At 62.6% G+C, this 18,800-nt stretch carries 21 protein-coding genes; 5 read left to right on the top strand and 16 right to left on the bottom strand.

Annotated elements, in window-relative coordinates; genetic code table 11:
* The 14 genes from E5X88_RS03195 to E5X88_RS03130 form a co-directional block, all read right to left on the bottom strand.
* A partial coding sequence (locus E5X88_RS03195; protein WP_292158160.1) for an iron chelate uptake ABC transporter family permease subunit occupies positions 1-939 on the bottom strand: 939 nt, incomplete at its 3' end.
* Positions 932-1,816, bottom strand: a complete 885-nt coding sequence (locus E5X88_RS03190; RefSeq protein WP_292158158.1) for an iron-siderophore ABC transporter substrate-binding protein — start codon at positions 1,814-1,816, stop codon at positions 932-934. The genes E5X88_RS03190 and E5X88_RS03195, both read right to left, overlap by 8 nt.
* Before the next feature lie 16 nt (positions 1,817-1,832).
* Positions 1,833-3,995 (bottom strand): TonB-dependent siderophore receptor, encoded by a 2,163-nt coding sequence (locus E5X88_RS03185; protein ID WP_292158338.1) that lies wholly within the window; start codon positions 3,993-3,995, stop codon positions 1,833-1,835.
* 147 nt (positions 3,996-4,142) lie between these two features.
* Complete coding sequence (locus tag E5X88_RS03180; RefSeq protein WP_292158155.1) at positions 4,143-5,027, bottom strand: AraC family transcriptional regulator; 885 nt, start codon at positions 5,025-5,027, stop codon at positions 4,143-4,145.
* 198 nt (positions 5,028-5,225) lie between these two features.
* Positions 5,226-5,780 (bottom strand): cytochrome c, encoded by a 555-nt coding sequence (locus E5X88_RS03175; RefSeq protein WP_292158153.1) that lies wholly within the window; start codon positions 5,778-5,780, stop codon positions 5,226-5,228.
* Positions 5,777-6,175, bottom strand: coding sequence for a Cu(I)-responsive transcriptional regulator (cueR, locus tag E5X88_RS03170; protein ID WP_145721121.1), 399 nt, complete (start codon positions 6,173-6,175; stop codon positions 5,777-5,779). Before cueR ends, E5X88_RS03175 begins: the two co-directional genes overlap by 4 nt.
* 114 nt (positions 6,176-6,289) lie before the next feature.
* Positions 6,290-6,514 carry a hypothetical protein gene (locus E5X88_RS03165; protein ID WP_292158148.1) on the bottom strand — a complete coding sequence of 75 codons (225 nt, stop codon included), beginning with the start codon at positions 6,512-6,514 and terminating at the stop codon, positions 6,290-6,292.
* A 60-nt stretch (positions 6,515-6,574) separates the two neighbouring features.
* Positions 6,575-7,129, bottom strand: a complete 555-nt coding sequence (locus E5X88_RS03160; protein WP_292158146.1) for a hypothetical protein — start codon at positions 7,127-7,129, stop codon at positions 6,575-6,577.
* Positions 7,126-7,905 carry a DsbA family protein gene (locus E5X88_RS03155; protein WP_292158144.1) on the bottom strand — a complete coding sequence of 260 codons (780 nt, stop codon included), beginning with the start codon at positions 7,903-7,905 and terminating at the stop codon, positions 7,126-7,128. Before E5X88_RS03155 ends, E5X88_RS03160 begins: the two co-directional genes overlap by 4 nt.
* Before the next feature lie 41 nt (positions 7,906-7,946).
* Positions 7,947-8,627, bottom strand: a complete 681-nt coding sequence (locus tag E5X88_RS03150) for an SCO family protein (protein ID WP_292158142.1) — start codon at positions 8,625-8,627, stop codon at positions 7,947-7,949.
* A 103-nt stretch (positions 8,628-8,730) separates the two neighbouring features.
* On the bottom strand, positions 8,731-9,258 hold the full coding sequence (locus E5X88_RS03145; protein WP_292158140.1) for a TlpA disulfide reductase family protein: 528 nt from the start codon (positions 9,256-9,258) through the stop codon (positions 8,731-8,733).
* Between the two features lie 13 nt (positions 9,259-9,271).
* Positions 9,272-9,712: a DUF411 domain-containing protein gene (locus E5X88_RS03140; protein ID WP_292158138.1), complete on the bottom strand. Its 441-nt coding sequence runs from the start codon at positions 9,710-9,712 to the stop codon at positions 9,272-9,274.
* Between the two features lie 31 nt (positions 9,713-9,743).
* Positions 9,744-11,180 carry a multicopper oxidase family protein gene (locus E5X88_RS03135; protein ID WP_292158136.1) on the bottom strand — a complete coding sequence of 479 codons (1,437 nt, stop codon included), beginning with the start codon at positions 11,178-11,180 and terminating at the stop codon, positions 9,744-9,746.
* 142 nt (positions 11,181-11,322) lie between these two features.
* Positions 11,323-11,682: a hypothetical protein gene (locus E5X88_RS03130; RefSeq protein WP_292158134.1), complete on the bottom strand. Its 360-nt coding sequence runs from the start codon at positions 11,680-11,682 to the stop codon at positions 11,323-11,325.
* A gap of 440 nt (positions 11,683-12,122) precedes the next feature.
* Here E5X88_RS03130 and E5X88_RS03125 point away from each other — a divergent pair, with 440 nt between their 5' ends.
* From E5X88_RS03125 to E5X88_RS03115, 3 genes are read left to right on the top strand one after another with little or no spacing between them, the layout of a single operon-like run.
* Positions 12,123-13,190, top strand: coding sequence for a type III polyketide synthase (locus E5X88_RS03125; RefSeq protein ID WP_292158132.1), 1,068 nt, complete (start codon positions 12,123-12,125; stop codon positions 13,188-13,190).
* On the top strand, positions 13,187-13,900 hold the full coding sequence (locus E5X88_RS03120; RefSeq protein WP_292158130.1) for a methyltransferase domain-containing protein: 714 nt from the start codon (positions 13,187-13,189) through the stop codon (positions 13,898-13,900). The genes E5X88_RS03125 and E5X88_RS03120 overlap by 4 nt, the downstream gene beginning before the upstream one ends.
* Positions 13,897-15,117 (top strand): NAD(P)/FAD-dependent oxidoreductase, encoded by a 1,221-nt coding sequence (locus tag E5X88_RS03115; protein ID WP_292158128.1) that lies wholly within the window; start codon positions 13,897-13,899, stop codon positions 15,115-15,117. Before E5X88_RS03120 ends, E5X88_RS03115 begins: the two co-directional genes overlap by 4 nt.
* A 132-nt stretch (positions 15,118-15,249) precedes the next feature.
* Here E5X88_RS03115 and E5X88_RS03110 read toward each other — a convergent pair whose 3' ends face one another.
* A complete protein-coding gene (locus tag E5X88_RS03110) occupies positions 15,250-15,513 on the bottom strand; it encodes a hypothetical protein (RefSeq protein WP_292158127.1) in 264 nt (87 codons plus the stop codon).
* A gap of 272 nt (positions 15,514-15,785) precedes the next feature.
* Between E5X88_RS03110 and E5X88_RS03105 the strand changes: the two genes are divergently transcribed.
* Positions 15,786-16,085, top strand: a complete 300-nt coding sequence (locus tag E5X88_RS03105) for a hypothetical protein (protein WP_292158126.1) — start codon at positions 15,786-15,788, stop codon at positions 16,083-16,085.
* A gap of 344 nt (positions 16,086-16,429) precedes the next feature.
* The gene (locus E5X88_RS03100) at positions 16,430-17,869 is read left to right on the top strand and encodes an FAD-binding oxidoreductase (RefSeq protein ID WP_292158124.1); all 1,440 of its coding nucleotides are present in this window, start codon (positions 16,430-16,432) and stop codon (positions 17,867-17,869) included.
* A 60-nt stretch (positions 17,870-17,929) separates the two neighbouring features.
* On the opposite strand, the gene E5X88_RS03095 is transcribed toward E5X88_RS03100, so the two are convergent.
* Entirely contained in the window at positions 17,930-18,358 is a 429-nt protein-coding gene (locus E5X88_RS03095; RefSeq protein WP_292158122.1) for a hypothetical protein, read from the bottom strand.
* Positions 18,359-18,800: the final 442 nt, after the last annotated feature.

Below are 18,800 nucleotides of genomic sequence, written 5' to 3'. Positions count from 1 at the left end.
GATGGGCTGGTGCACCTGGCGGCCGGCGCCGGCCGCCAGGTGCACCAGCCCATCCGTCAGCCATAGCAGGATGGCACCAATCAAGGGGGCGGCCAGCAGCTTTTGCCGCAACGAACGTGCGCCCGAAAGCGTGGCGAGCGCCGGTGCTGCAAGGCCGACGAAACCGATGACCCCGACTTCGGCGGTCACGGTGGTTGCCATCCACACGGCAAGCGCTATGACGAGAAAGCGGCTGGTATGGCGCGCGATGCCGAGACTGCGCGCCGAGGCGTCGTCAAGGCCGAGGATCGTCAGCGGCCTGAGCAGCAGCAGGGCGGCGACGGCGCCGACCGCCAGCCTGGCCGACAGGGCAATGGCCGGTCCCCAGTCCTGTTGGACCAGCGATCCGCCGCCCCAGATGAACAGCGAGAACAGATAGTCGCCATTGGCGAGGATCAGCGCGGCGCTGATGGAACTCGCGGTCAGCGCCACCATCATCCCGGCAAGCACGACGGAGACAGGCTCAAGCCCGCGCCGCCAGGTCAGCGACAGCACCAGCAGCACCGCAGCGGCGCCGCCGGCAAAGGCGATAGTCCCTTGCGACCACTCCATCAGAAACGGCGCGTAGACGGAGGCGGCCGTCATTGCCAGTTGCGCACCCGCCGAAATGCCAAGCGTCGACGGTTCGGCCAGCGGGTTGCGCAGCACACGCTGCAGCAAAAGGCCGGAGAGGCCGAGCACGGCGCCGGCCAGCACCGCCACCGCCGCGCGCGGCAACGTGCTGTAGAGCAGGATGACGCGATCGAGATCGACGCCGTCGCCGGTCGGCGCGGTCGGCGACTGCGTGCTGACACGCCATGCGAACAGGAGTGCTGCCACCGCCGCGAGGAGGCCCCACAGCGCGATGGGTGACAGTGCATGGCCGGTCGTGGCGTGCTCAGTCATGGCGCGGTCAGCCATGGGTTTGCCCGGCAAGTGCCGCCGTGGCCAGGCGTGCAAAGCGGCGCGCCGAGGGCAGGCAGCCGAAATGATTGATCGGCTCCAGCAAGGCGACACGGCCCTCACGGACAGCCGGCAGTGCATTCCACAGCGCATTTTCGGGAAGCGAACGGCCGACATCGGCCGGCAGCGGCGAAACGACGAGGATCGAGGCGTCGGGAGCACGCGCCAGCGCCTCCAGCCCGACTGGAGCGGCGGCACTGTAGCTCGTCGCGTCGGCCCAGGCATTCTCCAAGCCGAGACGCAGCAGCACATCGCCAAACATCGAATCCCGGCCAAAGGCGCGGAAGTGGCGTGAATCGCCGAGGCTGATGACGAAGACCGGCCGCTCGGAGGCAGCCGGCAGGGTAGCGCGCAATTGGGCGATCTCGGCAGCGGTCTCGTCGACATAGCGTTTGGCCTCGGCCTGCCGGCCGAGCTTTTCGCCAAGCGCCAGCGTCGCCGCCTCGGCGAGCAGGTAGGGTGGCGTGCCAGGTTGGTAGACTGTTTGCGCAAACACCGGCGCGATGCGCTCGAGCATCGGGCGCTGGTATTCGTAGAAGCTGGAGATGGCGATAAGGTCCGGCGCGACGATGCGGAGCAGTTCGTAATTGGGCGTGCCCCGCAGCCCGAGATCGGTCACCGGTTGCGGCACCTCGGGTTCCACCGCCAGCTTGCGGAACTGGATCAGTTCGGTCGCCGCGACCGGCTCGATGCCAAGCGCGATCAAGGTTTCCAGCATGCCCCAGTCGATCGCCGCGACGCGCAGCGGCGCTGCTCTGGCGACGATCGGCGGCAGCAGGGCCGCCAGGCCAAGCGCAAGTACCCGCCGCCTGTTGTGGAAGCGGGTTATCGCCATCGGCTGCAGCACATAACTACCAAGTCGTATGGGCCTTCAGCTTGAACGACCGGCCTTCGCCATAAGAGCAGGTCGAGAGCGTCTGGCAGCTCGTCACATAGGTCTTGTCGAAGAGGTTGGTGATGTTGAGGTCGACGCCCCAGTTCTCCTTCTCGTAGCCGAGCTTCAGATCGGCCAGCGTGACGGCGGGGACCTTCGCCGTGTTCTCGTTGTCAGCCCATGAGGAGCCGAGATGGCGCACGCCGGCGCCGATCGAGATGCCGTCATACCAGCCGCCGCGGAAGGTGTAGTCGACGGACGCCGAGGCCATGAATTCAGGCACGATGTAAGGTGTCTTGCCGACCAGCGAAGGGTCGTCGTTCTTTGTGAAGTCGATATCGTAGGCGGTCAGCGCCGCGGTCAGCCTGAGATCCTCGGTGACGTTCACCTTGCCTTCCAGCTCCACGCCGCGCGAGCGAATCTCGTCGGCCTGGATCTGGGCATTAGGATCGGTATCGCTTGCCATGGCCACGTTCTGGCGTGTCAGATCGAAGAGCGACAGGGTGAACAGGCCGTCGATGAAAGTCGGTTCATATTTGACGCCAACCTCGTACTGCACGCCCTCTTCCGGCTTGAACAGGTCGCCGTTCGCGTCGGTTCCGATGATTGGGTTGAAGAAAGTGGCGATACTGGCATAGGGGGTGATGCCGTTGCCGAACTCATAAGCGAGACCAGCACGGCCGGAGAAGTCGCCGCCGGTCCTGCTCTGGGTGCTGGAGGTCGCGCTGTAGTAGGTCGGCCCGTTGTCGGCTTCGAGCCAGGCGCGGTCATAGCGGCCGTTCAGCGTCACCAGCCAGCCATCGCCAAAGCGAAGCTGATCCTGCGCATAAAAGCCGAGCTGCTTTTGCGTTAGATCCTGGTTGAGATAGCTGACGCGAGGCGTCAACGTCGAGCCATAGACGGGGTCGAAGGCATCGATGGGATTGTCATTGAGGGGATCGTAGAGGCCAGACGACTGCACATGGTCGATGTTGTAATATTTGAAGTCCACACCGACGAGGATCGTGTGTTCGATCGGGCCGGTCTCGACCTTGCCCTCGATCTGGTTGTCCAGGAGGAAGGTTTTCGCCTGAGTATCATGGTCGAAATTAATGCGGGCCAGGTTGGTGGGCCCTCCAGTGGATGACCAGCCGTTCGGGTAGACGAGGACCTCTTTAATATTGGCGGCTGTAAAGCGGGCGTTGGAACGAACGGTCCAGTCATTGTCGAACGTGTGCTCGAACTCGTAGCCGATCGAGCCCTGTTCGCGCTTGTAGAGATCGATGCTCGATTCCGTGAAATTGGCGTCGCGGTCGATGCGTCCGTAGTTCACACCGCCGACAATCCTATCGACGACGGTACCTTCGTAGGGCAGGAAACTGCCGCCATTGTGGTTCTCGTCGATGTGGCTGTAGTTGGCCAGCACGGTCAGCTTGGTCTGCTCGTCGGGCTGCCAGGTGATGCTTGGCGAGATGAAGCCGCGCCAGCCGTCCTGCAGGTCGCTATAGGTATCGCCGCCGGCGACGCGGCCGTTGACGCGGTAGCTGACCACGCCGTCGCTGGCCACGTCGCCAATGTCGAAGCCGAGATAGACGTTGCCGGCGTCGTTGACGCCAGTCTCAACATAGCGCTGCCTGCCGTAGGGGCGCTTGCTGACATAGTTGACGATGCCGCCAGGATTGCTGCCGCCATAAAGCACGGAGGCTGGGCCCTTCAGCACTTCGATGCGCTCGAGCCCGAAGGAATCAACATAGAAGCCGCCGTAGCCGTAACTGAACAGTTGCAAGCCATCCATGTAGATGCCGGTGGCGGTTGCCTGGAAGCCGCGGATGAACAGCCAGTTGGTGTCGCTGTCGGGGCCGAATGGCTGCGCGAAAACACCGGCGGTGTATCGCAGCGCTTCGTCGGCCTTCTGGGCGCCCTGATCGTCGATTTCCTGCCGGCCGATCACCGAGACCGACTGCGGGATTTCCTTGAGCTCGGTCGCGGTTTTGGAGCCGGTCTTGGTCTTCTTGGCGACGACGCCGTCGACCGGCCCGGTCGCGCTGTCGCCGGCCTCGCCCTCGACCACCACTCGTTCGAGCTGGACATTGTTTTGCTGGGCGAACGCGGTCATGGGCGGGATCAAAACGATGGCGGCTCCTGCCAGGAGCGGCTTCATCCGGCAGATTCTGTTCATAAGGCAAACCCCAGGTTCTCGAAACGCATATACCTGACTGTTTACCTCAGCTTATGTGCGGGTCATTGGATGGATTTGCGCGGTTTGTCGGTTTTTGTCCAAAAGGCGGACTTCATGCTGCGGGAAATGTCACTGGCGCCGGTGGGCGACCATCCACGCGCCCGGCGTCAATCCGACGATGGATTTGAACACCCGCGTCAGATGGGCTTGGTCGAAAAAGCCGGTGGCTTCGGCGATATCGCCGAGTGAGGCGGAGTCGCGCACCATCATAGTCTGGATTTTCCGGACCCGTGCCTGCATCTGCCAACGGTGCGGCGGTATACCCGTAGCCGCCTTGAATGCGTGGCTTATGGCGGTTTCCGACAGGCCGGTGAGCGCGGCAAGATCGGCGAGACGGATCTTGCCCAGGCAGTGCTCGTCGATGTAGTCGGTAACCAGGCGCAGCTTCCGACGAGACAACGGCGTGCGGCGCCGCTGCCCCCCCGGTTGGCCGATTTCGAAAAGTCCGGCGAACAATGCGTTCAGCAGGCCCTCGCCGTAGAGATCGTGCATCGGCTGGCCGCTGTCGCATTCGGCCGCGATCAGGCCGGCAAGCATGGCGATCCGGTCGTCGCGAAACTGGAATCGCGACACATGCAAGGCGTCGCGGTCCAGGCTGCCGCCGAAGCGGCGCGTCAGCGCTGCCTCGTCGAAATGCAGATCGAGATGCCTGATGCGGCGCAGGCCCTCGACCCTGCCTCTGATGGGCACTCCCGCCGGTATGTAAGCCATGGAAAATGCCTGATCGTGCCGGCGCAATTCGCCCCGCGCGCCTTCGACGAAAAAGGCGCCGTCGCCGTCCACATCCAGCGCGACGAAGAGCCGGGGGTCGGGAGAGACATAATAGCCTTCCGCTTTCTCCCCGCACGCAACGTCCCAGAGGTCGGCGACAACGCCGTCCCAGACGTGCCCTTTCAGGCCGCCAATGACGGAAAAACCCTGGATGCGACTTTCCATGCGTGGGGCGAAGGCCACTTCCCGTTTCCCTGTAATGACATGATCCATTCGTCTTGATATATTTCATGACAGAAATTATCAAGTTTTGTGGAGGGGCCAACCGGGCTGACATAGAGCGTCACCAGAATGACGCCCTACTTCATCACCGCTGGTTCCGGATTGCTCCGGTAGGTCTCACGCGACATAGGCAGTGCTCAAGACGGCCAGGGTGAACCGCTACTGGACCTTCTGCCGGAACTTCGAATGACAATCCGAGCAATCCTGCAGGATAAGATGCAGGAGGTGCTCGGCGGGAAGTTTGGCGGGATCGGCTTCCGCCGCCGCCGGCCGCTTGCCAAGCAGGCTGCCGCCGCCCATCGCCAGGCCGGGACCCATCCTCATGTCGTCGGTAATGCCAGGCGGCGCCCGCTCCGCCTTGGCGGCCAGCGTGCTGGCCAGCGTTCCCATGTGACGGGCCAGCGCCTCGAATTCCGGACGAGCCTGATCGATTTCCAACTTGGCGTCCGAAGGCGCGCCCAATGTCGCGCTTGGAAATTCCGCAATGAGGGCAGGGCCGGCGCGGACGCGGATGGTCTCGGCCGCCGCCTTGAACGCCGCGGCGTCATAGGCCTGATTGCCGTCGAACATCCCGGCGATTGTCTTGGCCGCCGCAGCCATCTCCTTCATCGAAGACTGGCGCGCCTTGACGATTGCGTCGCGGCCGGTATGTGTTGCGGCGACCACGGCGGAGGCGCAGGCAAGCGAGAGCATCGCGGCGGCGGCCCATTTCACTGAACCATGCCTTCTCCCGCCAGTTCGTCGATGATCGGGCAGTCCGGCCGCTCGTCGCCATGGCAGTGCTCGACCAAATGATGCAGCAGATGGCGCAATCCGGCCAGTTCGGCGATCTTTCTGTCGATCTCCACCAGCTTGGCTTCAGCAATGGCCTTGACGTCGGCGCTCTCGCGGTTCCTGTCATGGTAGAGCGACAGCAACTGGCGGCACTCGTCGACCGAAAAGCCCAGGCTGCGCGAGCGTTGCAGAAACCGCAAGCGGTGGATGTCGGCTACCGAATAGTCGCGATAGCCATTGTCCGTCCGGGCTGGGCGCACAAGTCCGATGTCCTCGTAGTAGCGTATCGTCTTGGACGGCAGGCCGGATTTCTCGGATGCGATGCCGATGTTCATGGTTGGAAATCTCCCTGGTCAGCGGGAAGTTAAACCTTCCTGTTACTGGAAGGTCAACCCGGTATGGCAATTTGGATAACGCGCCGCAGCCGTCCGGCAGGTTCGCCAGCCCCGTCAGCTTCGCAGGTATTTGAGAAGCGCCGCAATCACGAGCACGAGGGCGACAAGCACCAGGACCCATGTGAGCCCCATGCCGCCCGTCATCCACATACCGCCTGGACCATCCATCATTGCAGTCACCTCTTCAACTGGTGAAAGCCCGGGGCTGGCGAAAGCCCGGCTTTGTCGGAGCATATCGGCGATCCCGAGATGAATTAGTTCGCCGTAAACTTCGGTCAAGACGACAAGAAACTCGATCGGCCGCCTGTCTTCCTTGCCTCGTCTGCCACGCCTGGAGTTTTACATACCGCCGCCGCACCCGTCCGACAGGTTCCAGACGTCGACGATCTGCTTGCCGGTGAAGCCGTGCTCGCGGATCAGGTATTTCGCCAACCCGCCATACATGTTCCAACGCCAGCACTGGCAACAGCATGGTCCCTTCTCCTCGGAATTTGCCATCGCATAGTCGTAGGCCTGCTGTTCGACGCCGGTGAGTTTCAAATCGTAGTAGGGCATCACCTTTTGCGCGATCGCCGCAGGGATGTCGTAGGGGTCCGCCGGAATCATCGCGATGTCGCGGTATTTCGTGAGGCCTTCCGTCTGTTCGGAATAGCGCTTCAGATCCATCGGGCTGCAACACGAGCCCTTGATCCGCGACATGCTTGGCATGGTTGCAATCGACTCCGTGAATTTGCCCGAGCAGGTGCTGTTGCCGTTCTGGCTGAGATCCTCGAAACGTTTGGTCAATCCTGGATCGCCCGCGGCGATTGCCGGCCCCTTGAAGAAGGTCACAACCGTCGCGGCGCCAAAAACGCCGCCCAGAACAACTGTCCGTCGGTTTGGATGCCGGCTCATTTGCCTGCCCTTGCCTGTTTGATCAGTTCCTTCATCGTCGCAAGGTCGGTCGCGCCCGGTACAATCTGCTCACCGACGACGAAGCCCGGTGTGCCGCTGATTTTCAGCGCCTGGGCCAGTTGCGCATTCCGGTCTATCGCTGCCTGGATGTCCGGAAGCTGCATGTCGGTCTTCAGGCGGGGCACATCGAGACCGATCTCGGCCGCGACCCTGAGCACGACCGCCTCGGTCACCCGCGTCTTGGCATCATACAAGGCCTTGTGGAATTGTACGTATTTGCCCTGGCGCTCGGCGGCGAGCGCTGCCTTGGCCGCAAATACGGAATCCGGGCCGAGGATTGGGAACTCCTTGTAGACGATCCTGAGCTGCGGGTCGTCGGCTACGGCTTGCGCCATGACCGGCGCGACCTGCCGGCAATAGGGGCAATTGTAGTCGAAGAATTCGGCCATGGTGACGTCCCCTTTGGCATTGCCGCCAACGGGGCTGGCCGGATCATGGAAAATATCGTCGGCCTTGGCCGCCAGGGTGGCTTTCGCCTCTTTTGCCTCGGCCTCGCGCTGGCGGGCGTCCAGGCTTTGCAGGGCCTCCATGATGACCTCGGGATGCGCGAGGATATAGTCGCGCACGCGCTTGTCGAACTGGTCCTGAGACATTTCGCCTGCGGCAATTGCCTGACCGTGCGGACCAAGCGCGAGCCATGCCGCCGCGCCGGCCAGCACGAGGAAGCGGACCATTTTGCCGATGGCTCTGCCCGATGGTTTGGACTTGTGGATCACAGGGTTCTCCTTCCCTTGTTCGGCCGGACAGCCGGCACGTCTCAGAACATGCCCTTGATTGTCGCCCACCATCCGGTTTCCGGCTCATGGTGCGGGCGCTCGATGTTGTTGGTGAGCGCATTGACGAAGGTGACGAGATTGACCGGCGTGAAATTCAGGCCGTGGAAATTCCCCCGCCAGCGGCCCTGCTTGTCGATCACATGTGTGACGGTGCCGTGCATCTGATAGCCGTCGTCCGTCAGGGCGAATTTGTGGCCGAAGGCCTCCGCCAGCTTGCGCGTCGTGTCCTCCGGCTGGTCCTGGGTCGTGGTCAGGAACAACCAGTTGACGGGGTCGAGCCCGTGCGCCGGCCCGTAATTGCGCAGCACCTCCGGCGTGTCTTCGGTCGGGTCCGTGGTGATGGTGATGAAGCTGACCTGATCCTTCATCGGCGTGCCGTTCACCATCGCCTGGATCTCGGCGATCTTCTCGGCGTGCAGAGGGCACACATCCGGGCACGATGTGTAGACGAAGTGGAGCACGACGATCTTGCCGCTGAGATCGGCCAGCCGCATGATGCGCCCATCGGCAGTGCGCAGCGTGAAAGCCGGCGCCGACTTGTCGATCGGCTGGAAATACCTCTCGTCGCCCTTGAGCATGGCGTTGACTTCATCGAGCGAATGCGCCTGGACGCCATTCGCGAAGCCCACGATCAGCGCCGTCAGCGCGATCAGCGTTCGCAAGCATGTGCTCAAGATCGAGGAAACAAGCATCAACCGCTGCCTCGGGGATTGGCGGGTGGAGTCTTCCGGGTCGGTTCGGCGGCAGTCATCGTGAATTCCTTTCTCACCTGGCAGCGATGCGGCCGCGGATGAAGTCAACCATGTCGGGCGCATCCCATTCGGCCGGGCCGATCAGCCGGCTGATCTCCTTGCCGTCACGATCGATCAGCAAGGTTGCCGGAAGGCCGACGGTACCGATGGTGAACATGGCCTTGCTCGAGGTGTCGATATTGAGGGCGAGATGCTCGATGCCGATCTCCGTGAAGAACTTCTTCACGATTTCCGGGCCGGCGCGATCCACGGAAAGCGCGACGACCTCGAAATCCGGCCCGCCGAGTTTGGCCTGCAGCCGGTCGAGCGTCGGCATCTCCTTGCGGCAGGGCGTGCACCATGTCGCCCAGATGTTGAGCAGCACGACCTTGCCTGAAAAATCGGCAAGGCTTCGCGGTCGACCGTCGCCGTCCTCGAAGCTGAGTTCCGGCACCGGCACCGGGGTTTCGTGAACGGCAAGGCCCTGCGGCGGTTCCGTAGCCGACGCCGGCCACGAAAACACCAGCAGCGCGCCAATCAGGGCCATGGCCAGTCTGCTCATGGTCACGTTGCCCTCACTCCGTCGCGTAGACAGTGGGCGCCTTGCCATCCTTGGTGAAGGCGTAGATCGTCCAGGTCTCGGCCTTCTCGCCGCCCATGCCCGGCGCGCCGGTCGGCATGCCGGCCAGCGTGATGCCTGTTATGGCGGGTCGTTCGGTCAAGAGCTTCTTGACGATATCGACCGGCACCAGGCCGTCGACGACGTAGCCGTCGACCATCAGCGTATGACAGCCTTCGAGGTCGGCAGGCACGCCGGCATCGCTGCTGATCTGGGACAGATTGTGGACTGACTTGATGTCGACCTTGAAGCCGTTCTGCTCGAGATAGGCGGCATAGGCCTCGCAACAGCTGCATTGCGGGTTCTTGTACATGATGGCGTTGATCGTCGCGGCGAGCGCGGGCATTGGCGTTGCGATTGCCAGGGCGAAGGCGGCGAAGGCGTAGGTCGGTTTCATTGCAGTTCTCCTTGGTTGAATGAAAAGAGCTTTACGTCACGCGAAACACGGTCATGAGGCCGGCCATCTGGTGGTCGGCGACATGGCAATGCAGCATCCAGTCGCCGGGATTGTCGGCGACGAAGGCGCATTCGATCGTATCCTTGGGGGCCATCAGCACCGTGTCCTGCCATTGCCGATGCGGCACCGGTGAACCGTTGCGCGAAAGCACCGACATGCTGAAGCCATGGATGTGCATCGGATGCCACCAAGCGGTTTCGTTGCGCATGGTGAGATGACAGGTCGTTCCGCGCTTCAGCGTGAACTGCGGCGCCATGCCGGCGTGGCCATCGCCGGTCATCGACATGTCGTTGATCGCCCAGGCAGCACCGCCGTTCATGCCGTGCGCCGCCATCCCCATCATGCCGCCGACGCCGGCCAGCTTGCCGCCACCCATCATGCCGCCTTGCAGCACGATCTCCTGGCGCTCGGCCCTGACGAGGTCGGGTTCGGGCAGCGGATTGCGCGGCAGGCCGACAGGCGCGTCGAGAGGATGCGCGCGCAGCGGCGGCGCTTCGTCATAGGCGAGCGTGGTCAGTGTGTAGGCAAGGCCATCGTAGAAATCGTCGATCACGGCGTAGCGCTTGCCTGGGTCGCCCTGCATGTCGAGCATGATGTCGATGCGCATGGCCGGTGCGAGCACAAGGCGACCGTCCTCCGGCTCATGCGGGTCACAGGGCTGGCCGTCGATCGCGACGACAACCGGGCGATGACCTTCGAAGCGCAAAGCCATGATGCGGGCGAGCGACGCATTGGCGAGCCGCAGCCTGACCCGCGCGCCTGCTTTCACCGATTGATCGACCGGCACTGTCCCGTTGATGGTGACGACATTGCCGACGCGGCCCGACATAGCCGCATCCATCATGTTGCCGAAGCCGGCGGCGATCTGCCCATCCTTGGCAAGCCGCCAGTCCTGCAGCAGCCACAAGAGATCGCGGTCGACGGCGACCGGCTCGGTCTCCTCGACGATGAGGGCGCCGGCAAGTCCGCGGCCGAGCTGCACGAGGCTGTCGGCATGCGGATGATACCAGAAGGTGCCGGCATCGGGCGGCGTGAACTCATAGACGAAGCTCTCGCCCGGCTTGATCGGCGGCTGGGTCAAGCCCGGCACGCCGTCCATGGCGTTCGGCAATCGTATGCCATGCCAATGGACCGTCGTGTCCTCGTCGAGCCTGTTGTCGACAACGATGCGGATCGGCTCTCTTTGCAGCAGGCGCAGCGCTGGGCCGGGAACTGTCCGGTCATAGGTCCACACCGGGGTATGCGGACCATCGGGGCCGGTGAACCGGGCCTGGCTCGGCGCAACCCCGATCCGGCGTTCCGCCATGGCGGATGCCCGCACGGGACGCATCGATGCGGACGCGGCAACGCCCGCCGCCGCAACGAGAAACCCGCGGCGTGAAATCAAATGATGGAAATCGGAATTCACCCTTATTGGCCTTTGCGATCTCGATCGACGGCGAGCATCTCGACATCGATTGAACCCGTGTCCGCGCCCGCCACGCCACAATGAGCGTGGTGGGCGATCACGCGCCGGCACTCAGCCGCAGGACGGCTGAAACGGCGTCAGATCAGATCGCTGGTCTTGGAGGGGATGGGTCGGGCAGGGGGCTTCGCCCGTGAAGAAGCGGGGTCGGTAGCGCCGACGGCTGCTGCACCCGCGGCGCCGTCGTCACGGCGAGGTCTTGCGGCAGCACCGCGAGCACCGGCGCGATACAGGTCTGCGGACATTGCATCGGGTTGTCGTCGTCGCCCGCGCTCTCGGGGCATGCCTTGCAGTCGTCAGCCATGCCGGAGGACATGGTCATATCAGCGTCGGGGTGCATGGCCATGGCGTTGTCCGACATCGTCGTCATCATCTCGGCCGACATGACACTCGCCTGTGCACCGGAAAGGCTGAACCCCGCGGTCAGGAAGACCGCGAGCAGCATGATAAGGAATTGCCTTGGCGACCAGCGTGCCATCATCCGCATAGGCTGGCCTCAAAGTGCGGCATTTGCAAGTCCCAATGCCGTGACGTCAAGACGAGGAGAGCCTCGGCTCTTATACCGCTCGCGCGATTTGCCGACCGGCTTCGAGAGTTCGCAGCCCCCAGCAGACCGACGCGACGCAAGTGCTCGCAACGGCGCCTCGGCCCGCATCTTGTGCCAGAAGCGCGGGCCGACCGGGGCCGCCTCGGTGGTGGAGCCTATGTTCCCGGTGCCCGCGAGCCGCAGCATAGCTGGCAACAGCGCATGCTGGATCTCGGGATGAAATCAGTTTTCAGAAACGTTCATCGAATAACACTCAAAACCTGATGTCCAACATCTGGTGCCGATGAGCAAACAACCTCCGGCGGTGGCCCACTTGCACGACGCCGAGGAGACAGAATATGCCTGCCAAAGCCTATATCAACCGGATCGCGACAGCGGTGCCGGAGTACGAGGTTCATCAATTCTATCTGCGTTTCGCGGCCTCCATGCTTGCGGCCGATCGCCGAAGAATTTTCAAACGCATGGCTGATGTTGCCGGCATCGAGCACCGCTATTCCTGCTTTGCTCCTGCCGGCAACCCCGAAGGACCATCAGCAGATCTGGCCGGGAGGTTCATCCGGGGCGCGTTTCCTGGAACGGCCGAGAGAATGGCAATGTTCAGAGATGCTGCACCTGTCCTGGCGCAAAAAGGCGTTGACGGATTGCAGCTCGGCGATGACGCTTCCCGCATCACCCATCTCATCGTTACCACCTGCACCGGTTTCTCCGCGCCGGGCATCGACCTCGAGCTGGTTGCGCAATGCGGCCTGCCCAACAGGGTCGAACGCACGATGATTGGTTTCATGGGTTGTTACGCGGCGATCAACGGCCTCAAGCTTGCCCGCCATATCGTCCGCTCCGACCCGCAGGCCAAGGTCCTCCTGGTCAATATCGAACTCTGCACGACGCATCTGTGCGAAACCACCGAGCTGGAAAAGCTGCTGTCGTTCTGCCTCTGGGGCGACGGCTGTGCGGCCGCGCTCGTCACCGCCGAGCCTGCCGGCATCGAGCTCGATAGCTTTTACTGTATCGTGGCGAACGAGCGGCGGGATCTGATGAGCTGGAACATTCGCGACCACGGCTTCGACATGGTTCTTTCCGGCCAGGTCCCGGCAGCGATCCATGAAGCGTTGCGGAGCAACCACGACGCTATCATCGGCGACCGGCCGACCGAGGCGATCGACCTCTGGGCCGTGCACCCGGGTGGACGTTCGGTTCTGGACGCCGTCGAAAGGGCCCTGAGGCTTGCACCCACCGCTCTGGCGCCATCGCGCGAGGTGTTGCGCCGATATGGAAACATGTCGTCCGCGACCGTCATGTTCGTGATGAAAGAGATGTTGAAGGCGCCACCAGGCCTGCTCGGCTGCGGCATGTCGTTCGGACCCGGGCTGACGGCCGAAACCATGCTTTTTCGAACGGTGTCATGAGCGGCCTGGAGCGCCGGCAGCTTGAGCCGGAAATCCTCGACGGACTTGCGGCCGACGATCCGCGAGCGCTTGCCGCGCGCCGCGACCTCCGTCGGATCAACGCGCTGATGTTTCAGGCGAAGATCATGGCGTCGCTGCTCAGGAAATTTGTGCCAACCCCGCCACGCCGGATTCTGGAGATCGGCGCCGGCGATGGCAGCTTTATGCTGGCGGTAGCGCGGCGCGTAGCCGGGCATTGGCCTGAGGTCGAACTGGCAATGCTCGACCGCGTCGACCTCATCACCGCGCAATTGCGTGGTGATTTTGACAGGCTGGGATGGACGGTCGAAGGCGTCACCGCCGATGTCTTTGACTGGGCAAGAAAGAATGAGGGCACGCGGTTCGACGCGATCACCGTCAATCTGTTTCTGCATCATTTCGACGATGCCAAGCTCGTGCGTCTGTTTTCGCTGATGGCGCCGAAGGCCCCGTTGCTGTTGGCGACAGAGCCGTCGCGGACGAAACTGGCGTTGGCCGCGACCCGTCTTCTCCCGGCAATCGGCGCCAATGACGTCACACGAAATGATGCGGCTCAAAGCGTGCGTGCCGGCTTTCGCGGCAGCGAGCTTTCCGGTCTCTGGCTTGCGGCAAACGGCAAACCGGTCGCGGAACGGCGCGCCAGCCTTTTTTCCCACATTTTCGTCGGCGCCAGCGTCGGTGATGACCTATGACGCGATTATCGACCCATGACGCGATCATCATAGGCGCCGGCCCGGCGGGCACATCCGTCGCGCTTACGCTGGCGCGGCGCGCATGGGCCGTGGCTATTGTGGAAAAGAGCGCGTTTCCGCGCCACAAGGTTTGCGGCGAATACATGTCGGCAAGCAATCTTGCGCTTCTGGACCAGTTGGAGATCGGCGAAGCGTGGCGTGCCAATGCCGGCCCCGAAATCCGCCGTGTCGGCTTCTTTTCCGGCGAGACCCGCGTCGAGGCGCCAATGCCTGGTGCAAACGATGGGCGCTGCGCAAAAGATGGTTTCGGCCGGGCGCTCGGCCGGGACATTCTCGACTGTCTGCTTTTGCAGGCGGCGCGATCGGCGGGCGTCGAAATCTTTCAGCCTTGCCGCGCCGTCGCCATCGATCGGGATGGCGAGATGCAAATGGTGCGAATTCAAGCCGGAGACGAAACGACGATGTTGCGTGCGCCGGTGATTGTAGCCGCACATGGCTCCTGGGAACCGGGACCGCTGCCCAGCCAGCAGGGAAAGACCAACCTCCCTTCGGACCTGCTCGGCTTCAAGGCGCACTTCACCGGGTCGTCGCTGGCGCCTGATTTGATGCCTCTGCTGGCATTCCCGGGCGGTTATGGCGGCATGGTCTCAGCGGATCATGGCCGGTTGTCGATCTCGTGCTGCATTCGGCGCGATATGCTCGCGCGGTTGCGCAAGCACGGCGGCCCAAACCACCAGAGCCACGCGTCGGCCGCCGATGCGGTTTCCCGCCATCTGATGGAATCGTGCCGGGGTGTCAGGGATACCCTGGAGTCAGCTCACCCCGACGGCCCGTGGCTTGCCGCAGGTCCGATCCGGCCAGGAATTCGCTCCTGCTACGAACGGGACATCTTCCGCGTCGGCAATGCAGCCGGAGAGTCTCATCCTGTTATTGCCGAGGGCATCTCGATGGCCCTTCAGTCCGGCTGGCTGCTGGCTTCGGAACTCGCATGCGCGTCGGACGGCCGCGCAGGGCGCGAGGCTGCCGGCAAACGCTATGAGGCGGCCTGGAAAAGACTGTTCTCGACGCGGGTCTACGCCGCTGCAGCCATTGCCGGAATTGCCCTTCGCCCCGGTGGCGCCACCTTGATGGCGGCAATTGTCCGGAATTTCCCGCAGGCACTAACATTAGGCGCGCAACTGAGCGGCAAGGCAAAGCCGATTCCCGGCTTTGTCTAACCGGTGGTGCGGCGCGTCATGCGCAAACCGAGGCACCAGTGTCCTCAACAAGCGCTAGCTCCGTCACTTGGGGCAATTCTCCATGTCCGAAGTTGCCACTGGCGACATAGCCGCGCCACGGAGTGCTGCCGTTCATGGCTCGTCGATATCTTGCTTCGAGAGTTTACGCGAGATTGCGCGCTCCTCTTCGTCGTCCGGCAGGGCCTCGTCGCTGTCCTGGTAGGGATTGTCGTCGTCTTCCTCGGGCAGTTCAGTTTCCTTCTCGAGGCCATAACGGATGTCGCCGTTTCCCGGCACGCTGTCCGGTAGAATCTTGCCGCCCTTGATCGCGTCCCAATCCTGCTGTTCGATTGTCGGGCCTTCGGGCGGATCGTCAGGTTTTCTGCGTGGTGCCATCAGAGCTCTCCTATGCATTGGTCGGTCATATGCCTAACTCTTCGAACTGCCGCGTAGTTCCTCGATCAAACCAGCGAGATCATTCTTACGTCGATCCAGCACCATCGCGGTTTTGCCCGCCGGCGGGACTTTTTACCCGGGTCTTTGGTCTAAAGGAGAACTGACCGTTAGGCGGGGGTTACAAAAGTTGAACATGATCGGGGAACGCTCCCTTCTGTCTTGCTGTTGGTTTGCCAGCGCATCCCCGCGCATTCGGAAGAGGAGAAGAAACGATGAAACGCATCCTTTTGGCGTCGGTCATGCTGGCGGCATCGGCCGGGCTTTCACTGGCCCAGACGACGACCGGAACCTCGACGACCATGCCCAGCACCACCGATCAGGGAACCAGTTCCACCACCACCGATCAGGAAACTGACTCGACCACCACCAGCGGCACCAATCCGAATTCGGCCAAGGATTGCGCACCTGGCCAGCAGGCCGGCAGCGCGCAAGAGGCCGCTCCTGGTCAGCAGGACACGGACGCCAAGACCGCAGCTCCCGGTCAAATGAAGAAGACCACCGAAGGTTGTTGATCGGCATATCGCCACAGGCCGGAATTGCCGGCCTGTGGCTCTCCATTCTCGCCAACGCAGAAGCGATGGTGTGAGCCCATCAGCGCGGCGGATTGAGAATTTGGTCCGTGCGCCCTCGACATGAGCGACATCGTGCCGGTAACGGCCGCAGGCATGCCGGTGAGCAAAGCCGCAGACGGTATTCTCCCGCATTTCTCGCGAACCACGCAGCCGTCCAACCGCCGACGCGAGCGGCAATACACCGGGCAGCAAGCGACTACGAACTTGCGTGACCTCTAATATGAGAGCACACTTCGAAACAGGTGGAGGGAAAACGGCTCAAAAAAGCAATCGGGAGGAAAGCCATGAACAGCATGAGCCTCACCACGCTTGAACGCGGCAAGACGACGGTCGATGCGGCGGCCCTGGAGGCGCTTTCGGCACAGTTGCGCGGCACCGTGCTGACGGAAGGCGACGCCGGCTATGACGACGCACGCAGCATCTGGAATGCCATGATCGACCGGCGGCCCGGGCTGATCGTGCGCTGCGCCGGTGCCGCCGACGTTATCGCTGCCGTCAATTTTGCCAGGGAAAACAGGCTTCTCGTCGCGGTTCGCGGCGGTGGCCACAACATTGCCGGCAGTGCCGTCTGCGACGGCGGCCTGATGATCGACCTGTCGCCGATGAAGTCGGTGCGGGTTGATCCGGCGACGCGGCGGGCATGGGTGGAACCTGGCGCGACGCTCGCCGATGTCGACGCGGAAACACAGGCCTTCGAACTGGCGGTGCCGACCGGCATCAACTCGACCACAGGCATATCGGGTCTGACGCTGGGCGGCGGCTTCGGCTGGATCACGCGGAAGTTCGGCCTGACCATCGACAATCTTCTTTGCATGGATGTGGTTACCGCCGACGGCAAGCTGCTGCGCGCCAGCCAAACGGAAAATCCGGACCTGTTCTGGGCACTGCGCGGCGGCGGCGGCAATTTCGGCATCGTCACGGCTTTCGAGTTCAAGCTCCACCATGTCGGCCCGCAGGTGCTGTCGGGGCTTGTCGTTCATCCGTTCGCCGATGCCGAAAACGTGTTGCGGGAGTATCGGGCAGCGCTCGAGGTGGCCTCCGACGAGCTGACCTGCTGGGTGGTCATGCGGCAGGCACCGCCGCTGCCATTCCTGCCGGCCGAATGGCATGGCAAGGAGGTGCTGGTTCTGGCCATGTGCTATTGCGGTGATCTCCAGGAGGGGGAAAAGGCGACGCAAAGGCTTCGCGCCATCGGAACGCCGATCGCCGATGTCGTCGGTCCCAACCCGTTCACCGGCTGGCAGAAGGCTTTCGATCCGTTGCTTGCGCCTGGCGCCCGCAACTACTGGAAGAGCCATGACTTCACCGCGCTTTCCGACAGCGCGGTAGATGTCGTCACGGCGGCGGTATCCAGGCTTCCCGGCCCCGAATGCGAAGTATTCTTCGGCCATGTCGGCGGTGCCGCGGGCCGCGTGACAGCCGATGCGACGGCGTTTCCGCAGCGCAGCGCGCATTACATCATGAATGTTCACGCCCGCTGGCGCGAACCGGAAATGGACCGCGCCTGCATCGACTGGGCGCGCGGTATTTACGAGGCAGCCAAGCCCTATGCCGCCGGCACGGCCTATGTGAACTTCATGCCCGAGGACGAGGTCGACCGGGTCGAAGCAGCCTATGGCGACAACTATCGGCGGCTGCTGGAAATCAAGCAGCGTTACGACCCGCTGAACCTGTTCCGCATGAACCAGAACTTGCGGCCGGCGGAAAACCTGCGCGCCGCATAGGACACGCACGCAATGACAAGGCCCGCGTCTCCAGCGCAGGACGCGGGCCTCATTTTCGGGTCATGCGCCGGCAGGTATCAAGATCGCGATGCGATGGATGCCGACCACGGCACTTGTATTCGTCGCCGCGTCGGTCTTGCCCTTGGCGCAGGTGTACATGTCGCCTTCCTTGAGCTTGAATTCCTTGTCCGCTTTCTTGATGGTGAATTCGCCGGCAGCGATCGTGCATACCATGTCGTTGTCCATCACCGTTTCAGGAACGACTGCACCGGGTTGAAAGACTATGTCGACAATCGAGATGCTCTTGTAGGCGGGAATGTCGGCGTTCCCGGTGCCGACCTCCACCAACCTGACGCCGGGCGCAATCTCCTTGCCTTCAGTCGGGCCGTATTCCTTGGTCTTTGCAGATGCCGCCAAGGTAAACAAAGGCGTTACCGCGGCGGCTGTCACACCAAGAGCAATTGCAGACCTGCGATTCATGGTTTTCATCGGGTCCTCTCATTTGTTGGTCGCGCACAAATGTGCATGACCAACATATATTAGCACAAACGAATTTACATGTATGCAAAGCAGCGCCGGAAGCGCAGCCTGCGCGCGGACCCATCATGGGTAAGGCGGCGCTTTTGATCCCGAAACAGCCTTCAACTGACACCCGCCTAGGCAAGGTCTAGTCATTTCGTTTTATTGACTCGGCCGGCAAAAACGGGCAGCAAAGCCTGATACGGAGGGCATTTCCGCCATTTTCATAGTCGTGGAGGGAGCTTTTTTGATATCGACCTTCGCCCAATCGGCGATCGGTAGAGGGATTGGTTAACCAAGTTTGTCCATCTTTTGATTCAATCGGCAACAGACGCAAAGCGTGCAGGGGGCACCAGGCGAACTGTGATCGTAACGGATGCGAGGGCGCAAGCCGGCAAGCCGATTGAGAGTG

The organism is Mesorhizobium sp. (assembly GCF_004962245.1).
Classification (GTDB): domain Bacteria; phylum Pseudomonadota; class Alphaproteobacteria; order Rhizobiales; family Rhizobiaceae; genus Mesorhizobium.
The sequence above is the reverse complement of the archived record's forward strand: the minus strand, read 5'-3'. Positions and strand labels throughout refer to the sequence as shown.